Origin of the sequence: Mycobacterium sp. (genome assembly GCF_052144515.1) — a bacterium.
Taxonomy (GTDB): Bacteria; Actinomycetota; Actinomycetes; order Mycobacteriales; family Mycobacteriaceae; genus Mycobacterium.
Map to the genome: position 1 here is coordinate 17,457 of NZ_JBKQQD010000564.1, position 18,271 is coordinate 35,727.

The following is an 18,271-nucleotide window of genomic DNA, read 5'->3' on the forward strand; positions in this document are numbered from 1 at the left end:
CAGTGATCTATTGCCAGGCTTGGCTGCTGTAGGCGCCAGAGCATGGCGCCTAGAACTGCCGCCGGGCGAGTCGCGTTTAGACGGATTCAAGCTATATCACCTGCCCCCTGGACCCTGTGCTGTACCGGCCGGACGTGCTCGCTTCCTTCGGTGCGGCAGCGGGATCGGGGACTGCGGCCGATCCGTCTCGGCGTCGCCGGGTGTATGCGCCGGTGGTGTTGTCGACTGCGGCGATGGCGCGGTGTCGGAGGGGGAATGTCGATGCCGCAGTAACGTTTTCACCACGTACCACAGGGCGCTGGTGAGGTAGAAGGCGGCGGTGATGAGCAGCCATCGGGTCAGAAATGGGGCTTGGGTCAGGCCGGTCGCGTTGTGGTAGGCGGGTGCGCCTTGTTCGATGATTCCGGGGAAAAACAGCAGGAGCAGCAGCCCTGCGGCCAGGGTGGGCATGCGCAGATAATTCGTCAACGGTAGGCGCCCAGAGGGGTGTTGGGCGGCGCGGTGGCGTTGGGTCGGTGTGCGCCGCGACCGGGGCAGCAGCCGTTCGGCTAGGGCGTAGAGCGGAAACAGGATGAGGTCGTGGCCGATCACGGCGACGGCAAACCACACCGCGATGGATTGCCACCACACGGTGGGGTTGAACAGGTTTTTCACCCCGAGAACCGAGACCGTGTAGGCGGTGAGCGCTAAGGCGGCCAGCAGAATGATCAGGTGCAGGAGGCGTTCGCCGTAGAGTCGTCGGGCCAGCTGAGACAGTGTTCGCATCAGATGTCGCGGAATTCGATGGTGGAGACCCATTTGGTGTTATGCACCCCGGGAAGCGCCGGGACGATGATCCGCGCCGGATACCCGTGGTCCAGCGAGAGGTCGGCTCCGTTGACCTGGAATGCCAGCAGTGAGTCGGGATTCAGGATCTGGTTGGTTTGCAGGATGGCGTGGTTGAATGCGCCGGCGCGTTCCAGGGAGGACACGATCGCCGAGCCCGGGTGCGGGTGCCCGGCGGCGGCCGCGAGATCCGCGAGCCGGATCCCGGTCCAGGTCTGGGTGGTTGACCATCCCTCGACGCAGGCGATCGGCAGCTCCAAGGTGTGATGGGGCATCGCGTCGAGCGCGGCCCGGTCGAGCTCCATCGGTTGGGGGCCGCCGATCAGGTGCAGGCGCCATTGATCTCCGGTCAGGGTGGGGTCGATCGCGGCGGCCTCCGCGGTGCGGTTGATCTGGAAATCGTTGGGGCCGGTGCCGTAGCTGCGGCCCCGCGGAACTAGCAGTGCCAGGCTGCGGGTAAACCCGCCGATCGTTTGGCCGGCGGTCAGCACCGCGACCAGCAGCGAGCCGCCACCGGCGACGGCCAACACGCCGCGCCTGCTCAAGGTGGGCGGATCGGGGTCGGAGGCCACCAGGCCGTCAGGGTCGGGTGGTTCGGGCACCGTGTCGGTCACCGAGGTTCGAAGGACGCTGCGCATCGAACGTGAGCGCAGGCTGCGGAGCATGGTCGGCAACTTGATGCAGACATGGGCGACGAATCCGGCGATGAACACCCACGCCCCGAAGTAGTGGGCGGTGTAGAAGCTGAACCCGAAGATGTAGTCGTACTGGATGTTCAACACGCCGGTGACGATCTCGAACAGGATGCCGCCCACAATCATCAGCAGCGAGACCCGCTCGAGCACGTTGGCCGCCGAGCGGGCCGGCGGCCAGGCAAAAAGACGGGGAATGACCGACCACAGTTTGGCCAGTACCACCGGAATCACCACAAGTCCCAGCCCGACGTGCAGACCCTGAGTCAGGCGGTACAACCACTTGGGGTTACTTGGCCAGTCGAAGGTGGGAAGTTTCAGCCAACCCACATCGGCGGGGATGGCCATCCCGAACCGCGGTCCGTAGGCGATGTAGGACAGCAGGCCGGTCACGATGACGATCGGCAACACCACCAGCAGCACCGCCCCGAACACCGAGGTCAGCCATGGCCCCCGCAGCGGGCTGCGCCACCGAATCCGCGACAAACCCGGCGGCGGATGGTTTTCCAACGTCCGCCACAACACCGCGGGGAAGCCGTGCACATGGGCGTGCCCGGTGTCGGGCTCGGCCTCAGAATCCGGGGCGGCCCCCACCTCGGGGTTATGCGGTGACGGCTCGGGCGCCGGAGACGTTTCACCCGGCGGCGGGCTGGAGGACGTCATGTCGGTGCTCGGTTGCTCATAAGCATCAGCTCCGTCACCGCGGGCGCCGTAATAGGCAGACAAGCAGATGGTTTTGTCACGGCGCCTGTCCTTCTGGAGAGGGATCGACCGACTATCACACCAGCGGGTTGCAACCCTCGTTGTCGGCCGCGACCGAAGTGGGGAGGCTCAAACGGCGGCCAACGTAAGAATTCGGTTACCGGGCGCCGTCTCCGCAACGCGCCAGCGGTTATCCGGTGCTCTGCGCTCATCGGCACAACGTCTCACACCCACGGACCGGCGGATCTGACACAACCTTCGCGAGACGCCGGGACACCGTGCACGCACACCACTGGTTCCGCGTCGCGGGCGCCTTGATCCATTGCGAACGAGTAGATACCCGCGGCCGTGAACATCCGGCCGGACGCGCGATACCTGGCCAGCAGTCCAGCCACGTCGTCCGATGTCGGGTTCACACTCATGCGTGCCCTCGTTGCTCTTTGGTACGACGGCTGCCGCCATGCCAGTCCTCTTGGATGCCCACCGAGTCGATGTCGACGCCGAAACTTGCCAGCTGTGGTTGTTCACGCAGGCTGCGCTTGAGTTCGGCGAAGCCCGGAAAACTGGCTAGCCCCAGGACGTGGTCCCAGAGCCGCCCGGCGTCCTCTGGGCTCGGTAGGCGGCTGATCACCGGCCCGAAGAACGCCGTTCCGGTAGGGGGTCGGAACTGCAGAATCGGGGTGCCGACATCCTTGCCGGTCAGCGACAGGGCCTCTTCGGTCTCCACGCGAAGTTCCACGTCCAAGGACGCATCGTCGAGTGCGTCGGCCAGGTCCGGTGCCAGCCCTACCTGGCGAAGTATCGGCTCGAGGAATGCGCGACCCCCGACGTCCGATCCGATCATTGCCTCGCGGTCGATTGCGGTGTCGAAGATGCGGGTGCCGATGGCCGAGTAGAGCGGCCCGACGGCGGCGCGGCCATGTTCGGCGCGCACGCGGGCCGCAACCCGAAGCAGCCGCAGCCCCGCGGTGTGCCCGTCTTCGTAGCCCGGCGGGAAATGGGCGTCGTAGTCGACGTCAGCGTTGATGATCCGCAGCGACATGAAACGCCAATCCACGCTGTAGTCGCGCTGCTGCGCCACCATCCGCACCCATTTGCTGGTCATCCATGCAAACGGGCACACCGGGTCGAAGTAGAAGTCGAGGTCGGCCCCATCAGACACCGTCATTCGCGGTCACCTTCTGTCACTCGAAGAGCCGCCACCTCGGTGTCGGGGCTCAGTTTGGTTGGCTGCAGTTGATCGCGTCGGTCCGACCGAGGCACGGCAAGTCGTTCAACCCAGTGAAGTCGCCAACTGGAGCAGTTCGTCGACGGACCATTGGTCATAGGCGTGCGTCCCGTATTTGCTGGCGAGGACCTTGCCGTCGGCGTTGATCAGCAGGTCCGCGGGGAGTCCGAGACGGCCCCCGGTGGGATGGGCCGGCGCGCCAGCCGACGACCGGGCGGGTTCGGCGCCGTGTCGGAACATGTTTCGCATTAGTGGTGCCGTCGCGCGCGGGTCAAGCACCCCCCGTAGCGAGGTTTCCACCCCGAACTTCTTGTACAGCTTCTTGTCCGGATCGGCGACGACGTCGAACGGCAAATCGCCGGTGTAGGTTCGCAGTTCCTCCGGCGTTGAGTGGAACACCACCACTTCGTGGATGCCGCTCGCGGTAATTTCGGCGTGGCGGGCCACCAGGGATTGCAGATGCAGGTTGCAGATCGGGCATCCCGCGAAGCGGCGGAACTGCAGATGGGTCAGCCGGGCCGGGTCGGGATGGCGTACGCGAACCGGTTCGCCCTCCACGGTGTGCAGGCCGGGTAGCTCAACGATATCGCCTGGGTGAATTTTCATCGCATCTCTTCAAAGTGGAAAACTGTTGAGCCGCAGACGATCCTCCGCGCGATCGCCGGTCGTTGCGGGGTGACCGGCTGGCGTGGCCCCAGGGGGTGGACATTGTCTCACTGCCGGGGGGCGCCGGTTTGAGACGGGGGTATCGGGTGTTCGGTTCCCGGCGGACGGCCAGACGCGGAGGCGGTGAGCTTGAGCAGTTCCTGGGCGAGGCGTTCTCCGCGGTCTTCTTGCAGGAAGTGTGACGCACCGTCGATTTTCACCTGCCCGCCCGCGCCCGGGATGAGGTCGCAAAAGGCTTGTCCGGCTTGCGGATAGGGAAACACTGGATCGGAGTCGGAGAACGCAACGAGGGTGGGTTTACTCCACCGCGACAGCGCATCGGCGACCGCGCGCATCTCCTGCGCCCCGACGGCGTCCTCGGTCATCGGCACGAGCAGCGGGAACTGCGCGGCGCCGGCTTTCGACTCGGCGGTGGGAAACGGCGCATCGTAGGCGGCGACGACGGCGTCGGGAAGATCGGTCGCCGTCGCGCCCGCGATCACAACACCGACCGGCAGATCGGGGTTCTTCTCGGCGAAACTGCGCCAGGCCAGGAAACCCTTCGACACCCGACCGGTGAACAGCCCGGTATTGAGGATCGCCAGTGCGCCGACCCGCTCGGCGTGGTCCATCGCCCAGCGCAGCCCGATGGGGCCGCCCCAATCCTGCACAACCACCGTCGCATCCCGCAGATCAAGCCCGCCGAGCACGGTTGTCATCAGCTCGACGTGCCGGTCGTAGCTATACCAACCACGGTCGGTGGGCTTGTCGGAGCGCCCGAACCCGGCGTAGTCGGGAACGATGACCCGGTGCCCAGCCGCGGTCAGCGGGCCCACCATCTTGCGGTATAGGAACGCCCAACTCGGCTCACCGTGGAAACACACCACCGGCGCACCCTCGCGCGGCCCCTCGTCGATGTAATGCATCCGTAGGCCATCGACCTCGACGTAGCGCGGTGCGAAGTCATACCCGGGCAGATTCTCAAAGCGGGTCTCCGACGTCCGGAACACCTCGGGAGTCGTCGACGTCACAGATGGCCTCTCCGATCGGAACGCGACTGGTAAGGACGCGCAGACAACAACGTAGCCGCAATTGACCGACCAGTCAACTATCGGTATTGTTCTGCCCGTGCCACGGACTTCGGACGCGCGCCAACGCATCGTGTCGACGGCGGCGCGCCTATTCCTGGAACGCAGCTACCACGCGGTCGGTGTCGACGAATTGTGCACCGCCGCCGGCGTGCGTAAGGGCAGCTTCTATCACTACTTCTCCTCGAAATCGGAGCTTGCCAAGGCCGTCATCGATCTGCACGCGCAGGCGTTCGCCGCGCGCCTGGCCGGCTCACCCGACGACAGTCCCAGCCAGAGGCTGCATGCCATTCCCGACACGATCGGCGCTATCCAGACCGCGCTCGCGTCCCAATTCGGGCGGGCGGTCGGCTGCCCGTTCGGGAATCTGGCCGCCGAGCTGGCCACGACCGACGAGGATGTGCGCGCCCACCTCGCGCGGCGCCTTGGCGCGATGGAACGCGAGCTGGCGGCGACGTGCCGCCAGGCCGCGGCCCGCGGCGTGTTGCGCGCGGGCACCGACCCCGAGCACCTCGCCCATGCCCTGCTGGCGCAGTACCAGGGCATCATCTTGCTCGCCAAGCTCAACGACTCCGGAGTCGATGTTCTAGCACCCGCGTTGCACGAATTCATCGACGGTTACCTGGCGGAACCACACCATCTATCCAACGAGGTCTAACGATCGCTGCCGGTCCAAGCTTTCGCCGTGATCGACATCCCGATCCGACGACCATGTCGGATGAATGGCGTTCACCAGGGTTGCGATGCCGTTTTGCGGTCCGAGCCGGACGATCACGCCGTTGAGGTAGTCGGTCTCGATGTTTCCGGTTCGGCGTTGCAGGCTCTGCCACGACGAGAAGCCTCCCGGTCGGCGGTCCGCCGATGATCGCCGCCGATCAGGTGTCGGGCTGGTCCGATCGGACGGATTCACCGAGCTCGGTGAGAAGGTCGCGGATCCGGGCGGAGATCGCGGTGTGCCGTTCGGCTTCACGGGGCCAGCCGCGTTCGACGGCGTCTTGGACGAGCTCCTGCTCCCGGACCAGCCTGGCCCGCAGCCGCGGGACGTACTCGCTGGTGGTGAAGAACTTCGAGCAGCGCAGGTAGAGGTCACATTCGCAGGGACCTTCGGCGGGTGTGCGCAGGCAGTGACCGAGTTCGAGTTCGGTCTTGAAGAAGTTGGTCTTGAGCCAGTTGACGGTGTCCTGGTCCAGCTGGTTGGATAGCAGGGCTTCGGCGGCCGGTCCGGCCACCCGGCCTCCGGCGGCGATGATCTTCTCGTACTGCTCCTTCAGGACCGGATCGCTGATGTGGGAGTAGGTCACTGCCATCTGAGCGTTGCGGTGCCTGAGGATCGCCATGAGGGTCTGGATCTGGGCCCCGCCTTCGGCGAGCTGGGTGCCGACCGTGTGCCGGAATCGGTGCGCGGACACGGTCGGCTTGCCTTCGGCGTCGAGGAGCCCGGCGGCGTGGCAGGCGACGTCTAATGGCTCGTCGAACAAGTAGTTCTTGCCCATGGGTTGCCCGCGGTGGGTGAACACCCACCGGACCGACTGCTGCGCCCAGGTGTCGTAGCGCGCCGCGGCGCCCGAGGTCTTGGCCAGCTCGATTAGGTCGCGGAGCGGGTCGGCTGCCTGAGGATGCAGCGGGATCATGCGTTCGGTGTAGGTTTTGCCGACCGGGATCCGCAGCCTTGGGTAGCCGTCTTGGTAGGTGTCGAGGCAGTCGAGGGTGAGGCGGCGGATTTCTCCCCGGCGGGCGCCGCTCCAGCGCACCAGCAGCAACGCGGTCCGCTGGTAGGGGTTCTCCAGCCCCTCGATGGCCTTCATCAGGCGGTCCAGTTCGTCGCGGGGGATGAACCGGGGCAGCCGGGCGGGCAGCTTGGGCAGGTCGGATCGGCTCAGCAACGGACGAGCGGGTACGTCGTCCCAGCCCCACTGGCTGGTCTCCCGGAAGAAGTTCAGCAGCGGGCTGATGTAGGTGTAGCGGGTGCGGGCCGCGAGCGGCTTCCCGTTGCGCGGGTTGATGCGATCGTGCAGGTGGGTGAGGTAGGCCTCGGTGTGGTCGCGGGTCAGCTCGGTCAGGCTGGTGATCTCGGGGTGGTCAGCGGCGAGCCAGCGCAGCAGGTAGCGGAAGGCGTCTCGGGCGCCGCGTACCGACTCGGCCCGGTCGGTGGTCTGCAGCCGACCCGACAGCCACCGGTCGATCGGCGCGGCGATCCCCGGCGGAGTGCCCGGCGGCACCGGCTGTTGCTTCCAGATGGCATCGGTGCGCAATCCACGCATCGGCTCGTGGCAGATCTGGCCGGTGTTGAACAACAGCACGTGCAGGCCGTACAGCCGGCCATGACACTCCTTCTCGAAAAGCGGCGCCAGGACGGCTGGATCGTGAATGCGGCGGGTGCGGTGAACGTGGCCGGCCCGGATGCGGGGCGCTTCGGGAAGAGCGCACCACCGGCGGATCTCCGCACCGAACGCGGTCAGGTCATCATAGTCGATGGTGCTGATGTCCGGGTCCCCTTTCCACAGGAGCAGCCGGGTGATGGCCCAGGTCAGCCAGGCCCGGCCATAGCGGTACCCGAGTAGGCGTTGACGCTGGTCCAGGGAGTCGAACAACTCGAGGTCCACGCCCAGAGCCGGGGCGATCCGGGGGTTGAGCAGGCTGTCGAAGTTGCGGCTCAGCACGTAGTCGGCGTCCAGCGAAATGCGGTGGACCATCGACAGGTAGACGAGGTAGGAACCGGCTCCGCAGGAGGGGCCGTTCCGGTTTCCCCCTGCCGATACGGCGGGTGCCCCGTCGGACCCGAGGTCGAGACGGGTCAGAAGCGGCGCAGCGAACCATTCCTCCAGGTCGGGCCAGTGACGGACGAACCGGCTGTAGAAGTAGCGGCGGGACTCGATTACGGGGATGCGTTCCTCGCCACACGCGCGTATGCCTCCGTTGAAGACGGTGTCCAACCAGGTGAAGTATTCCTCGCGGTGTGCGTGGCGCCGCGGCTCTGGCTCCCCCGCCAGAACGGCGGTCACCGCTTGTTCTCCACGGCCTTGGTGTAGTCGGCGAGCACGGCCTCGTCGGAGACGCGGGTGTAAACCTTCACCGACTCGGGCGAGGTGTGCCCGAGCCGTTTCTGCAGCGACAATTCCCGCATGCCGCCCTCCCACATGGCCGTGGCGTGTGTGTGGCGCAGGGCGTGCGGGGTCGTCTCCGGGGTGCGCAGTCCAAGCGCACTCATGCGGCGGGAGAACAGCTTGGCCAGGGCGTCGTAGCTCAACGGTTCGCACCGCCGCTTGCCCCGGCCGACCAGGAATACGAACGGGCTGGTCGCTTCGAGCGGCCGCTCGTGCATCACGTATCGGCTCAGCGCCTCCAACGTGCGGGGTTCGTGCAGGTCGACGACCCGCTCGGTGCGGGACTTGCCGCGCGCACCCTGCGGATGGTCGTCGCGCTTGCGGACCGTCACACGGCGTCGGCCGTAGGAAATGTCCCGCAGGTGCAGCGACAACACCTCACCCGGGCGGAGCCCGCCGTCCAGCATCAGCAGCAGCATCGCCAGGTCCCGCAGCTGCTTCAGCCCCGACAGCAGCACCTCCAAGTCCGGCTCGTTCATCGGCCGGGGCAGCCTGCGTGGACGTTTCACCTGCACGACCCGGCGGACCGGCTGCTGTCGGCTTGCCCGCCCCATGTAGGGCTGGTGACGATCGGGAACCCGGGCCAACGTCGGATCGGTCCGCATCTGGACCGGCGAAATGCCGTAGTTGTACTCCTCGGCGGCGATCGCCCAGTCGTAGAAGCTCGACACCGCGGCCAGGATCCGATCCACCGTCGCCGGCGACAGCAGCCCGCTCGGCCCGTCCTGCCCGTCGACGATCACCGTCAAGCCGAGCCGCTGCGCCGGACGTCGGCTCGGCACCCGCCGCAGAAACCCCAACAGCGCCAGCGTGTGCGGCGCGCGGAAGTCCTGCCAGTCCAGGCCCTCATGGTCCAGGAACATGAACAGGTACTTCAGGTCATAGCCGTACGCCGACAACGTGTTCGGAGAGAACTCCCGGTCCGCGAGATGCCCCAGGAACCGGCAAACCGGCCCAACCGGTTCACCCTCATCGTCGACCAGTCGAACCCTGCGGACGATCCCACCATCCCGCTCTTTGACGACCCGCACCCGGCCTCCTCGTCTCGTGCCCATTAACAGCCCGGGTCAACATATGAGGCGAAGGATGACGAATGGGGAGGATTCCAAGAAGAACCTCCGTCAACATGTCCAGATAAGAACGTCTACGGCACCTACTCCTTCGACGTCGAGACCGAACTCCGTCGCGAGGGACACCGCCCGCTCCGTTCACCGGCCGCCTGATCCAGTCGGGGCAAAAGGGACCAGATCCGCTCCGCTGCTAAGGGGACCCCGGCTTCTTGCACGTCTCGGCCGGCCCTGGCGGGGAGGTACTGGCTACCGCCACGAAACGCGTCACCTGGCTACACCCAGTAGGGCACCCGGGCGCGGTACTGGCGCATCGCGGCCGCGGCTATCGTCCAGCCGATGACCGTGAGCGCCAACACAACCGCCCTTATCTGGGGTTCGGTTCCCGCGTGTACGACTGTTCCCGCTTAGGTCATTGTGGGCCGCGTTCGCCTAATCAGAGGGCAATCGCTAGTTAAATGCACTGCGCAGTTGCACATAGGCTTTGGCGTAGATGTTCCACTTGCTCGGAAGCCCGTTGTCGAGAACGGCTTCGAGCTGCACCGCGGTAGGTCCCTTCAGGTCGTGATCGCCAGTAATGCTGCTGTAGTTGCCACGATGGTGCGGGTCGGCATCCATGAGCAATAAGTTGCGAAATACTTCTATGTAGTGCGCGTACCACGAGCTATATAGAGACTCGTCTGCCATCTGATAGCCCCTGACCGCTTTGAAATATTCGCCCAGCAGGGTGTCGATCGGTTCACCGAAAAGCCCTCCAGTGCTGTCCTTGATGTGCTGTTGTGCCGTGGCGGCCGCCGCCCATCGAGCGCCGCTCCTACGGTCCTGCAACGCCTGAAGATCGAACATCGCCTGTTCCAAGCCGACACCGGACCGCAACGCCCGGGCGGTAGTCCTGAAGCCTGACCGGTAGTCCTCATTGATCTCGTTCATCAATTTGTCGATCGGCTGAATGTGGAACTCAAACCACTGATGCCGTCGCTCGGCGAGCTGGCCGCCATCGCGAAGACCTTGCTGGTAGGCCGATTGGAGGGCCACCATTTCCAGCTTGACCACGCGGGCCTCTAGCTTGTCCACGCCTGCGTGGGTGCGTTCGTGGTTGAGTTGATCTGCAAGCGGCCCTAGCTCTGGCTTCGTTGTCGATGCCGCCGCCTTTACTGCCACCATCCAGGCGTCGATGAAGTGAGCGCTGAACACGGTGGCGTCAAACTCGATTCCCAATTCATCGGTGAGGGCCGTCAGCGTTGAGGTCGGCAGGTATCCGTTCGAAAAACCCTGGACCGGAGCTGCAGCGCGAAAAACTGCTTGGTCCACGATGGACTGCAGCGCACCCGAAATCGTGTGGATTTCCTTCGCGCGCATGGCGGGTGTCACGGTTACTTCGGATAATTCATCGTTCAGGAACATGCCCAGGACCTCAATGACGCGGTCGCGGTACTCTTCAGCCTTCACGCCGAGAACGGCGTCCACCGCGGCGACGAGGGCGGCATTGGTGGGCGCCCGTAGTGCGCGCTCTACGGGGTCGCCCAGGATCGCTTTAGATAGGTATTTCCCGGCCGGCTTCGCCGCGAAGCTACCCAGTTGCTTGATGATCCAGATTGATACCGGGTCAGCCACCATAACGGCTCCTTCGAGAAACGTGGATCGCACAAGCGGACTCCTGCGGCCACCATGTCAAGGTGCAGCGAGGATTGACAAGACATGCCCGATCTTGCATGTTGTCACTGCGCCGATTGCGGCGTGGCCGGTGCGCGTTTCGCAGGCGCAGTGGTGTTTATCCGGTAGCCGGGCGAGACTCAGCGAGCGCGCGCTGCATGTCGTCGACGCTGACCTCCAGTACAGAAGGGTCGGCCCGTACGAGTTGGTCGAGGTCTTGCGGGTTCGGCGCCAGTCTGTGCAGGCGGCGGGCCCGTTCCCGCCGGCAGGCCACCGCCACTTTGCGGGCGTAGCGCCCGTTGCCGGCGACGTCAAGCATGGTGCCGCTCTCGTACGGTAGGGAACGCAGATGGGTTGCTTCCGCGCGCAGCATTTCCCAGGCGGCATCGTCGACGGCCAGACGCTCCTTGCCCGCCAAGTGGCGCCCGATCGCCACGATCTGATCAGGCGTGTAGCTGTTGAACGTCAGGGTGAAATGGAATCGCCCGGCCAGCCCGGCGTTGGCCTTGAGGAAGTCCCGCATCTCCTTCGGATATCCCGCGACGATCACCACCAGCTCGTCGCGGTAGTCCTCCATGTATTTCAGCAGGGTGTTGATCGCGTCAACACCGAAGGAGTGACCCTCAGTCTTGGGGACCAGCCGGTAGGCCTCGTCGATGAACAGCACGCCGCCGCGCGCTTCTTCACATACCTCTTTCATCTTGGCCGCCGTCTGTGAGACGTAGCCGATCACGATGTCTTCTTCGGTCACCTCCTTGACATCGGGGCGGGCGATCTTGCCTAACCCGAAGAGCACTTCACCGACCACCCGGGCGAACGTCGTCTTGGCGGTGCCCGGGGGGCCGAGAAACACCATGTGATTTTCGTTGCTCGTAGCGCCGCCATCGCCCTGCTCGGCGAGCAGCTGCTCGATCTGAATCTCGGTGCGCCACACCGCTATTTGTTCCTTAGCGTCTTCGAGGCCGATCAGTTCATCGACGCGGGCCTGGGCACGGTTGAGGACCTCTTGGCGCTCGCTCACCAACGCCGCAGCCGCTCGGGCGTCACGGCTGGTTTCAGTTCGTGGGTCCCATTTATCGGTTCGGGTAGCGATGGTTTCGGCGTCGGCGGTGACGATGCGGTAGCCCGGCTCCTCGAGTGCTTTGCGTGCTTGTGGGATCACGACGCCGTCGATGGTGGCGCCGCGGAACGCTTCGTTGGCCGCCTCGAATTCGCCCAGTTCACGCAGGCACCAACCTTTGGTGAGCGCTAAATCCGCTGCAATGTAGGAATTTTGCGTCGTGACCTGCGCTATTAAGTCCAACGCTGACTGCGCTTGTCCCAGCGAGGCCAACGCCATAGCGCGCAGTGTTTGGGCAGCGGCCAGCACATCGTTGGGAACGTAGGTAGCGGTAGCCGGCGGGCACACCTCGGTGATCGCGCACAGATCCGGCCATCGCTGGGTGGCGTGATACAAGGTGGCGGTGAGGAATTGGCGCCACAACGCCGTTTGACTATCGGCGGCGAGTTCGGGGTCGTTGAGAACCGTCATCGCCTGATCGAACTCGCCGGCGCCAATCAGGACGCTGGCAAAGGCCAAAGCGATCGTGCCTCGTGACCACACTTGCAGCTGTAGATACAGCGGCGCGGGCACCACGGCCTGCAGCGCGCCATCTTGTTGGCCAATGCGGCGGGTTTCGCGGTAGAGCGCCCGGGAGTTGAGGTACGCCCCGGCCAAGGCGTCAAGGCTGTGATCGCCGCAGGCCAGTCGGCCCAGCCACGCATCGGTCATCGCCGGGTTTTGGTCGGTGATCTGGGTGAACGCCTGCTGGGCTGACGCGGGGTCGCCGCCGCTGAAGCGGTTGATCGCGGCATCGAAGGCGCGGCGTTGTTCGGTGGGTGAGGTCGTCGTCATCGGGGCCCCCCATCGGCCTCTTTTGCTGTGATCACCGCTCCCCCTTCCACAGGTGTCATCGTAAACGCTCGCACGCACTGACCCTCTCGCCTTCCTGCGTCAGTGGCCCGTGATGGGAGCGACCGACGACGCTGGGGGCTCGTCTTCTGGCGGCGGCGGCCCGGTGGGATCCTCAGGTGGAGGCGCCGGCGGAAGTGGCACGTCGGCAGAGGTGTGATCGACATACGCCGATAGCGGTGGTGTGCTATCCCATCCCGCGTTTGGCGCGGCAGACGAAGCGACGTTGATGGGCGCCACCTCCGCGACTGCGCCTGGCTCCGCGGTGGCCGCCCAGTTGGCGTCGAGGACCGCTTGCCCGGGGGCGCTCGTCTGGCCGGCGGCCCGGCCACGGGGCCGGCGTTGGGGGCGGCGGCGCGGGTCTACCCCCGTGCCCGCCTTGGCGATCAGTTGGTCGATCCCCCCGCCTGCTGCGGCCGCGGCGCTGATCGGGTGCGGGCCTGCGGACGCCGCGGTAGCCGACGTCTCAGGGACCGTGGATGCCTGTGCGAAGTCCCCGTCGTCACCCTCCGCGGCGGGGACCGGGGAGAAGCCTTCTTGAGGCTGGCCCAACACGTCTTCGGGGTTGCTGATTGATGATTGCTCGCCGAGCTGCTCCCAGGGCGTTTTGCCTTTACCATGCAGGCCGCGCAGGCCACCCAACGCGGCCGACCCAGCCCCCCGCAACCCGGCATGCATGGCCAGCCCCAAGGCCACGTCGCTGGCCCGGCCGAACAGACCGCGACCCGGCTGGTGTCCTTGCAGGTCGGCGCGGACATGGCGGAGTAAATACAGCGCCGCCATCGAGCCGCCACCCATGATCAGCACATGCGCGAAAGGGTTGTTGCCGCCTAACTCGGCGGGTAAAGGCCGCGAGATGAGCCGCTCGACCGCGAGTCCCATCACGCTGACGAACGTGACGAACACCATGACTTCCAACGGGTGTTTAAAGAACCGCCAGACAGTGGCTTTGGCGTGTTCTTGTGCAGCGCCGGAAATGCCGCCGGCGAACACGCTCGGCAAAAGCTTGGCGGTAGTGTACATCGCTTGGAGGGACACCTTGAACACCGAGGCGCCCGAGGAGATCATGAACCAGCCGAACAGGATTGCTGTGAGAACCAAGATGGCCCCGCCGAATGTGTTTGTGGCATCGAGGTTTTGGGCATAGTGCACGGCGGCCAGATCACCACAGCGGCCCATCGCTTTGATCGGCCCGTCAGAAATGCCCTGCTGCAGTGCCGCGGTGTACTGCGCTGCGCACCCGGGCTTTGTGTCGATGACGTGACCAAAGTTGAACACTTCCAGCGGCTCTCGCCCGACGTGGGTGATAAGGCTCGACGTGAGGGTGTCGACTTGGCCGGTGAAACCACCGCTGCCGATCGCGCCATTGTGGGTGACCGCTTCAGCGGTGCTAAACCCCATGCTGCGGCCGAATGCCAGCATGCCGTCGCTGCCGTACATCATTCCCGCTGGGTCGGAGAACACCGTGATGGCTAAGGCCGGCATCATGATCGCCAGTAGGATCATCGTCCAGCCGCGGCCGGCTTCTCCTCGGCGTATCGCCAACACGCCGAGGAACACCCCCAGCGGCACCGTGATGGCGACCAGGCCCCACCGGGTGGTGACGGTGATGACGGCAGCGGTGATTGCTTTGGCGATTTCGCCGAACACCGTTAGCCAGTACGTCGAAATGGTCAGCTTCATCACCCACAGCGACAAGGCGATGATGCCGATGAAAGCCCCTGCTTCGGCGGTCAAGATGTTGGACGCCGCGAAACCGGTCGACATCACCTCCAGGGCGTGCACCACCCATGCCCCCCACGAGGTTGGATCCCATGCCTGCGCGTCGGGCCCGCCTTGGGTGATCTGATCGGGGATGCTGGCCAGCGACAGATAGTAGTCGCCGATCGGGACGCCGTAGTTATCGTGCAGGCCAGTCCAATTCAGCACTGCGGCGTTGGTCGATGCGCTTGCTGCAGGGGCCAGTGTGACCGCGACGGCCGCCAGCACTTGCAGCAGGCCAAACACCTTGAGTGGCCGCGCCACACGCGGATGACGCAGCAGCCAATAATGAGCCCGCGCTAACACGCGCTGATCCTTTGGCGCTGCCGCTTACGGTGCGGGTTGGTGTCATAGAGTTCGGCAAGCTCGCGGGTCGGCGCCCCGAACAATTTCACTTTGCCCCACCCGCCGAACTCGTCAAGAAACCACGCCTCGCCTTCGCGGCCGGGAATGACTTTGCCGTGGCGGCTGTCGATCGAGTCGTCGCCGTAGTTGGCCATCGCCGCGGGACTGGTGTTGGTCACGTAGTCAGTGCGCAACTGCGGGTGGCGATCCAGGTCGCGGTTACACCACAGCAGCGTGTCCTCGGCGATTGCAGCTTCCTTGAACCCCAGGCAAAGTCGTTGCTCAATGAATTCGTCTTCGAGTACACCGAAGTCATTTCTGGGCGACTGGCTAATGCCCACAAACAGCGTCCACGCCTTACGTCCTTGGCGGATCACGTTATTCGCGCAACGCTGCCCCCCAGGAGAATGTGTCCACGCCGCGCACTCCTCGACGACCAAGATGTCTGGTTGGGTGTCGCGGGAAAAAAACAGCGACTCTGCTAGATCGGCGGCCATGCCGTAAAGAGCTTGGGCAGCACGCTGGCTCGGGGTGGTCTGGTGGTGCAGATGTGCCTGGAACTCCTCGGTGACAGTCGGTAGCTTCAGGCCGCCGAAGTTCCAGACAACAAGCTGCTTAGACAAGTCCGGCAGCAGCAGGTCTTCATCGAACATCGGCGCCAGCAGCCGCTCAGCCCGTAGCCCTTCCAACGCGATGAGTAGATCGTCATCGACGCTGACCCGGTCGGGTCTGCCGCGATCGGCCAAAACACCGATCAGCCGATTGAGGGACCCGATGCCGTTGGCGTGACGCGAGGCCGGGGCGAGCAGCCCCTTGAGCCGTGAAGCCTGAGGACTCAGTGGGGCAAATCCCATTTGCGGCAGCAAATGGTCTACGGTCCGCTCTGCGGCATACTCAAACGGAAAAATACGCAACCCGTCAAGGCTGAACGCCGGATTCTTCGGATCAATAATGACCTTTTTGTCCTCGTCGAATGTGGATAATGCGGTTTGGTGTTCTCGCGCCTCTGTGGGGTCGATGAGATGGACACCGGCGCCCAATTCCAGCCATGACCGGACGAGGTTCTTGGCGCACTGCGACTTCCCGCGTCCCGGGGATCCTCCGATGACGAGGCTGCCCGGGTTGTCGCGCCCGGGGGCGCCGATGAGGTCGCTGAGAACGATCTCGCGCAGGCCCGGGCTGGTGATGGTCTCCCCCAGCGGCACTCCAACGTTGTTCCCGAGACTGGTCGCTAGCAGCGGCAGGAATTTCGCGAAAGCGTTGGTGGTGGAGGGGTTTCGGATTTCGTGCAGGCCTGCGGTGGCTTCGGTTCCCGGATGCAGGGCGCGCCATAACGTGGGCTGGCCGCCGCGTCGGCGCTTGAGCTCGAGTCGTTGGGTTCGATAGCGGCGGAACACTTCTGAGATCGCGGTGTCGGCGGCGGCAGCGTCCGCGGCGGCGGCGATCACCACGACTGCGGCGTTGACGCCTCGCTCGGCGCTGCCCTGTTTGAGTGCGGAGGCCAGCTGCCTACCGGAGACCAGTTTGCGTAGCAGCTCGTCATCGCTGTCGGCATGCCGGCCGCGTTGGCGCGCCTGGTCTTTGATGTTGGTGATGACATTGTGTGCGGTTGCCACGGCCACTTCTGCGGTGTCGAACGTGAAATGAATCGTCCAGTCCAACGTGATGGCCGGTTTGGTCACGTCATCGAGCACCTTGAAGATCGTTGAGCGTGGCCACCGCAGGCCGGCGTCGGGCCATTTTTCCAGTCCGACGATGACTTGATACGAGTCGGCCACACCGTCGTCCTCGTGTCGATACGTGCGTAGGAAGATGTCGGCCTCGGTGCGGGCGGCGCGCCATCGCCTTTGACGGAGCGCGGCGGCCGAGGGGTCTATCCAGACCGGTGTGAACGCGGATCCTGGCAGCCGGGCATCCGGGTTATAGGGTTGATTGGGGATGGGCTTTTGCCATGCGTGGCGGCTAGCGGTGTAGTTCCAATGCCACCAGATCTGTTCCACGCTCACCGGTTTAGCGAACAGCGTCGGCGGCAGCTTGGCGACCATCGTGGCGGCCAGCTGGCGGTAGTGAGCCAAGGCGGCCGCGCTGTCTTTGTCGCGGCCGATGATCGAGTCGAGGCGGCGCTGCCACCCTCCTGCCGTGGTGGCCCCCGATGGGCCGTAATCCAAGGGAAGACTCAGCCAGTAGATGCGGCGACGTGAGTTGCGGGCGTGTAGGGCTGGGGCCCAGCGCTGACAGTGCCGCACCCAGGCTTCGGCGTGTACGGGCATGGCGGTGGCATCAATGACGTTGTCAGGGTGCAGATCAGGGTGGGCATAAATCATGCGCCGGGTGATGTTGCGGGTCGCCACCGGCGCCGTCAGGCCGCTCAGTAGTGAGCCGGAGGGCAGGGTCCGGAGTAGCTCGGCGTGCATGTCGGCGACTAAATCCTGCGACTCTTTGGGCAAAAAGATGAACGGCAACCCCGATACCAGGTATTCGGCGTAGACCCCGCTTTGGGTGAAGCGCAGGTTGCCGACGGCCTCGATGGGGGCTTCGCTAGGTGTGATGGTCATTGTGGCGTACCATGTTTCGACGGGTCCAGGTTGTGCGAACACACCACCCGCGGACGCAGGTCGGCCAGCCAGAACTGCAGGCGAGTACGAAGTGAAGGCCTGCTAGCAGGTAGTTTTGACAGCGCCCAGATGCCGGCGGCGGTCAGCGCCGCGCCAACGGCACCGATGATCAGGGCGTTGCCGCTTTGAAGGTTCAGGGTCATCAGCGAGGCTGTGGCAACAAACCCCACTAGGAGTGCTGTGGTGTCAGGAAGCCGCCATTTCTCTTTGAACGGCAGCCGGAATCCGTCCCCTGAGTCGCCCAGGTAAATCGGCAGATCGCGTTGGTCCGACCAAACTTTCGCCGGGGTTTCGTCGGCCATTACTGCCCGTACGGGTTGGGTACGTTGACGTGGTTGGTCACACCGTGGCTTTGGAACTCGTGGGTGAACAGTGCTGCGATACCCGCTGACAAGAAGATGGTCACTGATAAACCGATCACCAGGAACTGGTGGGTCATGCCCGCTCCGGCGCCTTCTTTGCCCGCTTTGCCCAACGTGGCGACGGTGCCCACCACGAGCGCCGCCGCGGCGAGCAGCCCTTCGAGCATGTAGGCCAGGGAGGTTCCGGAAGTGAAGAGACCTTCGGCCAGAAGTTGTGTATGTGTCGCGTTCAC

15 protein-coding genes and 1 pseudogene are annotated in these 18,271 nt (G+C 64.9%); 1 reads left to right on the forward strand and 15 read right to left on the reverse strand.

Going from position 1 to position 18,271, the window contains the following annotated elements:
* Nucleotides 1–96: 96 nt before the first annotated feature.
* The 6 genes from ACLP9N_RS38710 to ACLP9N_RS38735 form a co-directional block, all read right to left on the reverse strand.
* Nucleotides 97–765, reverse strand: a complete 669-nt coding sequence (locus tag ACLP9N_RS38710) for a hypothetical protein (RefSeq protein ID WP_442412342.1) — start codon at nucleotides 763–765, stop codon at nucleotides 97–99.
* Nucleotides 765–2,180 (reverse strand): molybdopterin-dependent oxidoreductase, encoded by a 1,416-nt coding sequence (locus ACLP9N_RS38715; protein ID WP_442412343.1) that lies wholly within the window; start codon nucleotides 2,178–2,180, stop codon nucleotides 765–767. The genes ACLP9N_RS38710 and ACLP9N_RS38715 overlap by 1 nt, the downstream gene beginning before the upstream one ends.
* Nucleotides 2,181–2,443: 263 nt before the next feature.
* Complete coding sequence (locus ACLP9N_RS38720) at nucleotides 2,444–2,641, reverse strand: hypothetical protein (RefSeq protein ID WP_442412344.1); 198 nt, start codon at nucleotides 2,639–2,641, stop codon at nucleotides 2,444–2,446.
* Complete coding sequence (locus ACLP9N_RS38725) at nucleotides 2,638–3,387, reverse strand: mycothiol-dependent nitroreductase Rv2466c family protein (protein ID WP_442412345.1); 750 nt, start codon at nucleotides 3,385–3,387, stop codon at nucleotides 2,638–2,640. Before ACLP9N_RS38725 ends, ACLP9N_RS38720 begins: the two co-directional genes overlap by 4 nt.
* A gap of 105 nt (nucleotides 3,388–3,492) precedes the next feature.
* Entirely contained in the window at nucleotides 3,493–4,053 is a 561-nt protein-coding gene (locus tag ACLP9N_RS38730; protein WP_442412346.1) for a peroxiredoxin-like family protein, read from the reverse strand.
* Nucleotides 4,054–4,160: 107 nt separating this feature from the next.
* Nucleotides 4,161–5,123 carry a haloalkane dehalogenase gene (locus tag ACLP9N_RS38735; protein ID WP_442412347.1) on the reverse strand — a complete coding sequence of 321 codons (963 nt, stop codon included), beginning with the start codon at nucleotides 5,121–5,123 and terminating at the stop codon, nucleotides 4,161–4,163.
* Nucleotides 5,124–5,220: 97 nt separating this feature from the next.
* Here ACLP9N_RS38735 and ACLP9N_RS38740 point away from each other — a divergent pair, with 97 nt between their 5' ends.
* Nucleotides 5,221–5,838, forward strand: coding sequence for a TetR/AcrR family transcriptional regulator (locus tag ACLP9N_RS38740; RefSeq protein WP_442412348.1), 618 nt, complete (start codon nucleotides 5,221–5,223; stop codon nucleotides 5,836–5,838).
* A 217-nt stretch (nucleotides 5,839–6,055) separates the two neighbouring features.
* On the opposite strand, the gene ACLP9N_RS38745 is transcribed toward ACLP9N_RS38740, so the two are convergent.
* The 9 genes and pseudogenes from ACLP9N_RS38745 to ACLP9N_RS38785 all read right to left on the reverse strand — a co-directional run bounded on the left by ACLP9N_RS38745 (nucleotide 6,056) and on the right by ACLP9N_RS38785 (nucleotide 18,271).
* The gene (locus tag ACLP9N_RS38745) at nucleotides 6,056–8,182 is read right to left on the reverse strand and encodes a tyrosine-type recombinase/integrase (RefSeq protein WP_442412349.1); all 2,127 of its coding nucleotides are present in this window, start codon (nucleotides 8,180–8,182) and stop codon (nucleotides 6,056–6,058) included.
* Nucleotides 8,179–9,315, reverse strand: coding sequence for a tyrosine-type recombinase/integrase (locus ACLP9N_RS38750; protein ID WP_442412350.1), 1,137 nt, complete (start codon nucleotides 9,313–9,315; stop codon nucleotides 8,179–8,181). Before ACLP9N_RS38750 ends, ACLP9N_RS38745 begins: the two co-directional genes overlap by 4 nt.
* Before the next feature lie 311 nt (nucleotides 9,316–9,626).
* A pseudogene (locus ACLP9N_RS38755) lies at nucleotides 9,627–9,713 on the reverse strand (ABC transporter permease); the annotation flags it as partial.
* A gap of 88 nt (nucleotides 9,714–9,801) precedes the next feature.
* On the reverse strand, nucleotides 9,802–10,965 hold the full coding sequence (locus ACLP9N_RS38760) for a hypothetical protein (RefSeq protein ID WP_442412351.1): 1,164 nt from the start codon (nucleotides 10,963–10,965) through the stop codon (nucleotides 9,802–9,804).
* Nucleotides 10,966–11,122: 157 nt separating this feature from the next.
* Entirely contained in the window at nucleotides 11,123–12,898 is a 1,776-nt protein-coding gene (locus tag ACLP9N_RS38765; RefSeq protein ID WP_442412352.1) for an AAA family ATPase, read from the reverse strand.
* Between the two features lie 99 nt (nucleotides 12,899–12,997).
* The gene (locus ACLP9N_RS38770; RefSeq protein WP_442412353.1) at nucleotides 12,998–15,022 is read right to left on the reverse strand and encodes a hypothetical protein; all 2,025 of its coding nucleotides are present in this window, start codon (nucleotides 15,020–15,022) and stop codon (nucleotides 12,998–13,000) included.
* On the reverse strand, nucleotides 15,016–17,616 hold the full coding sequence (locus tag ACLP9N_RS38775; RefSeq protein WP_442412354.1) for an ATP-binding protein: 2,601 nt from the start codon (nucleotides 17,614–17,616) through the stop codon (nucleotides 15,016–15,018). Before ACLP9N_RS38775 ends, ACLP9N_RS38770 begins: the two co-directional genes overlap by 7 nt.
* Complete coding sequence (locus ACLP9N_RS38780; protein WP_442412355.1) at nucleotides 17,613–17,978, reverse strand: hypothetical protein; 366 nt, start codon at nucleotides 17,976–17,978, stop codon at nucleotides 17,613–17,615. The genes ACLP9N_RS38775 and ACLP9N_RS38780 overlap by 4 nt, the downstream gene beginning before the upstream one ends.
* Complete coding sequence (locus ACLP9N_RS38785; RefSeq protein ID WP_442412356.1) at nucleotides 17,978–18,271, reverse strand: hypothetical protein; 294 nt, start codon at nucleotides 18,269–18,271, stop codon at nucleotides 17,978–17,980. Before ACLP9N_RS38785 ends, ACLP9N_RS38780 begins: the two co-directional genes overlap by 1 nt.

Coding starts and splice junctions, on each gene's coding strand:
- ACLP9N_RS38710 (WP_442412342.1), bottom strand. CDS start 765: ATGCGAACACTGTCTCAGCTGGCCCGACGACTCTACGGCGAACGCCTC.
- ACLP9N_RS38715 (WP_442412343.1), bottom strand. CDS start 2,180: ATGACGTCCTCCAGCCCGCCGCCGGGTGAAACGTCTCCGGCGCCCGAG.
- ACLP9N_RS38720 (WP_442412344.1), bottom strand. CDS start 2,641: ATGAGTGTGAACCCGACATCGGACGACGTGGCTGGACTGCTGGCCAGG.
- ACLP9N_RS38725 (WP_442412345.1), bottom strand. CDS start 3,387: ATGACGGTGTCTGATGGGGCCGACCTCGACTTCTACTTCGACCCGGTG.
- ACLP9N_RS38730 (WP_442412346.1), bottom strand. CDS start 4,053: ATGAAAATTCACCCAGGCGATATCGTTGAGCTACCCGGCCTGCACACC.
- ACLP9N_RS38765 (WP_442412352.1), bottom strand. CDS start 12,898: ATGACGACGACCTCACCCACCGAACAACGCCGCGCCTTCGATGCCGCG.
- ACLP9N_RS38775 (WP_442412354.1), bottom strand. CDS start 17,616: ATGACCATCACACCTAGCGAAGCCCCCATCGAGGCCGTCGGCAACCTG.
- ACLP9N_RS38780 (WP_442412355.1), bottom strand. CDS start 17,978: ATGGCCGACGAAACCCCGGCGAAAGTTTGGTCGGACCAACGCGATCTG.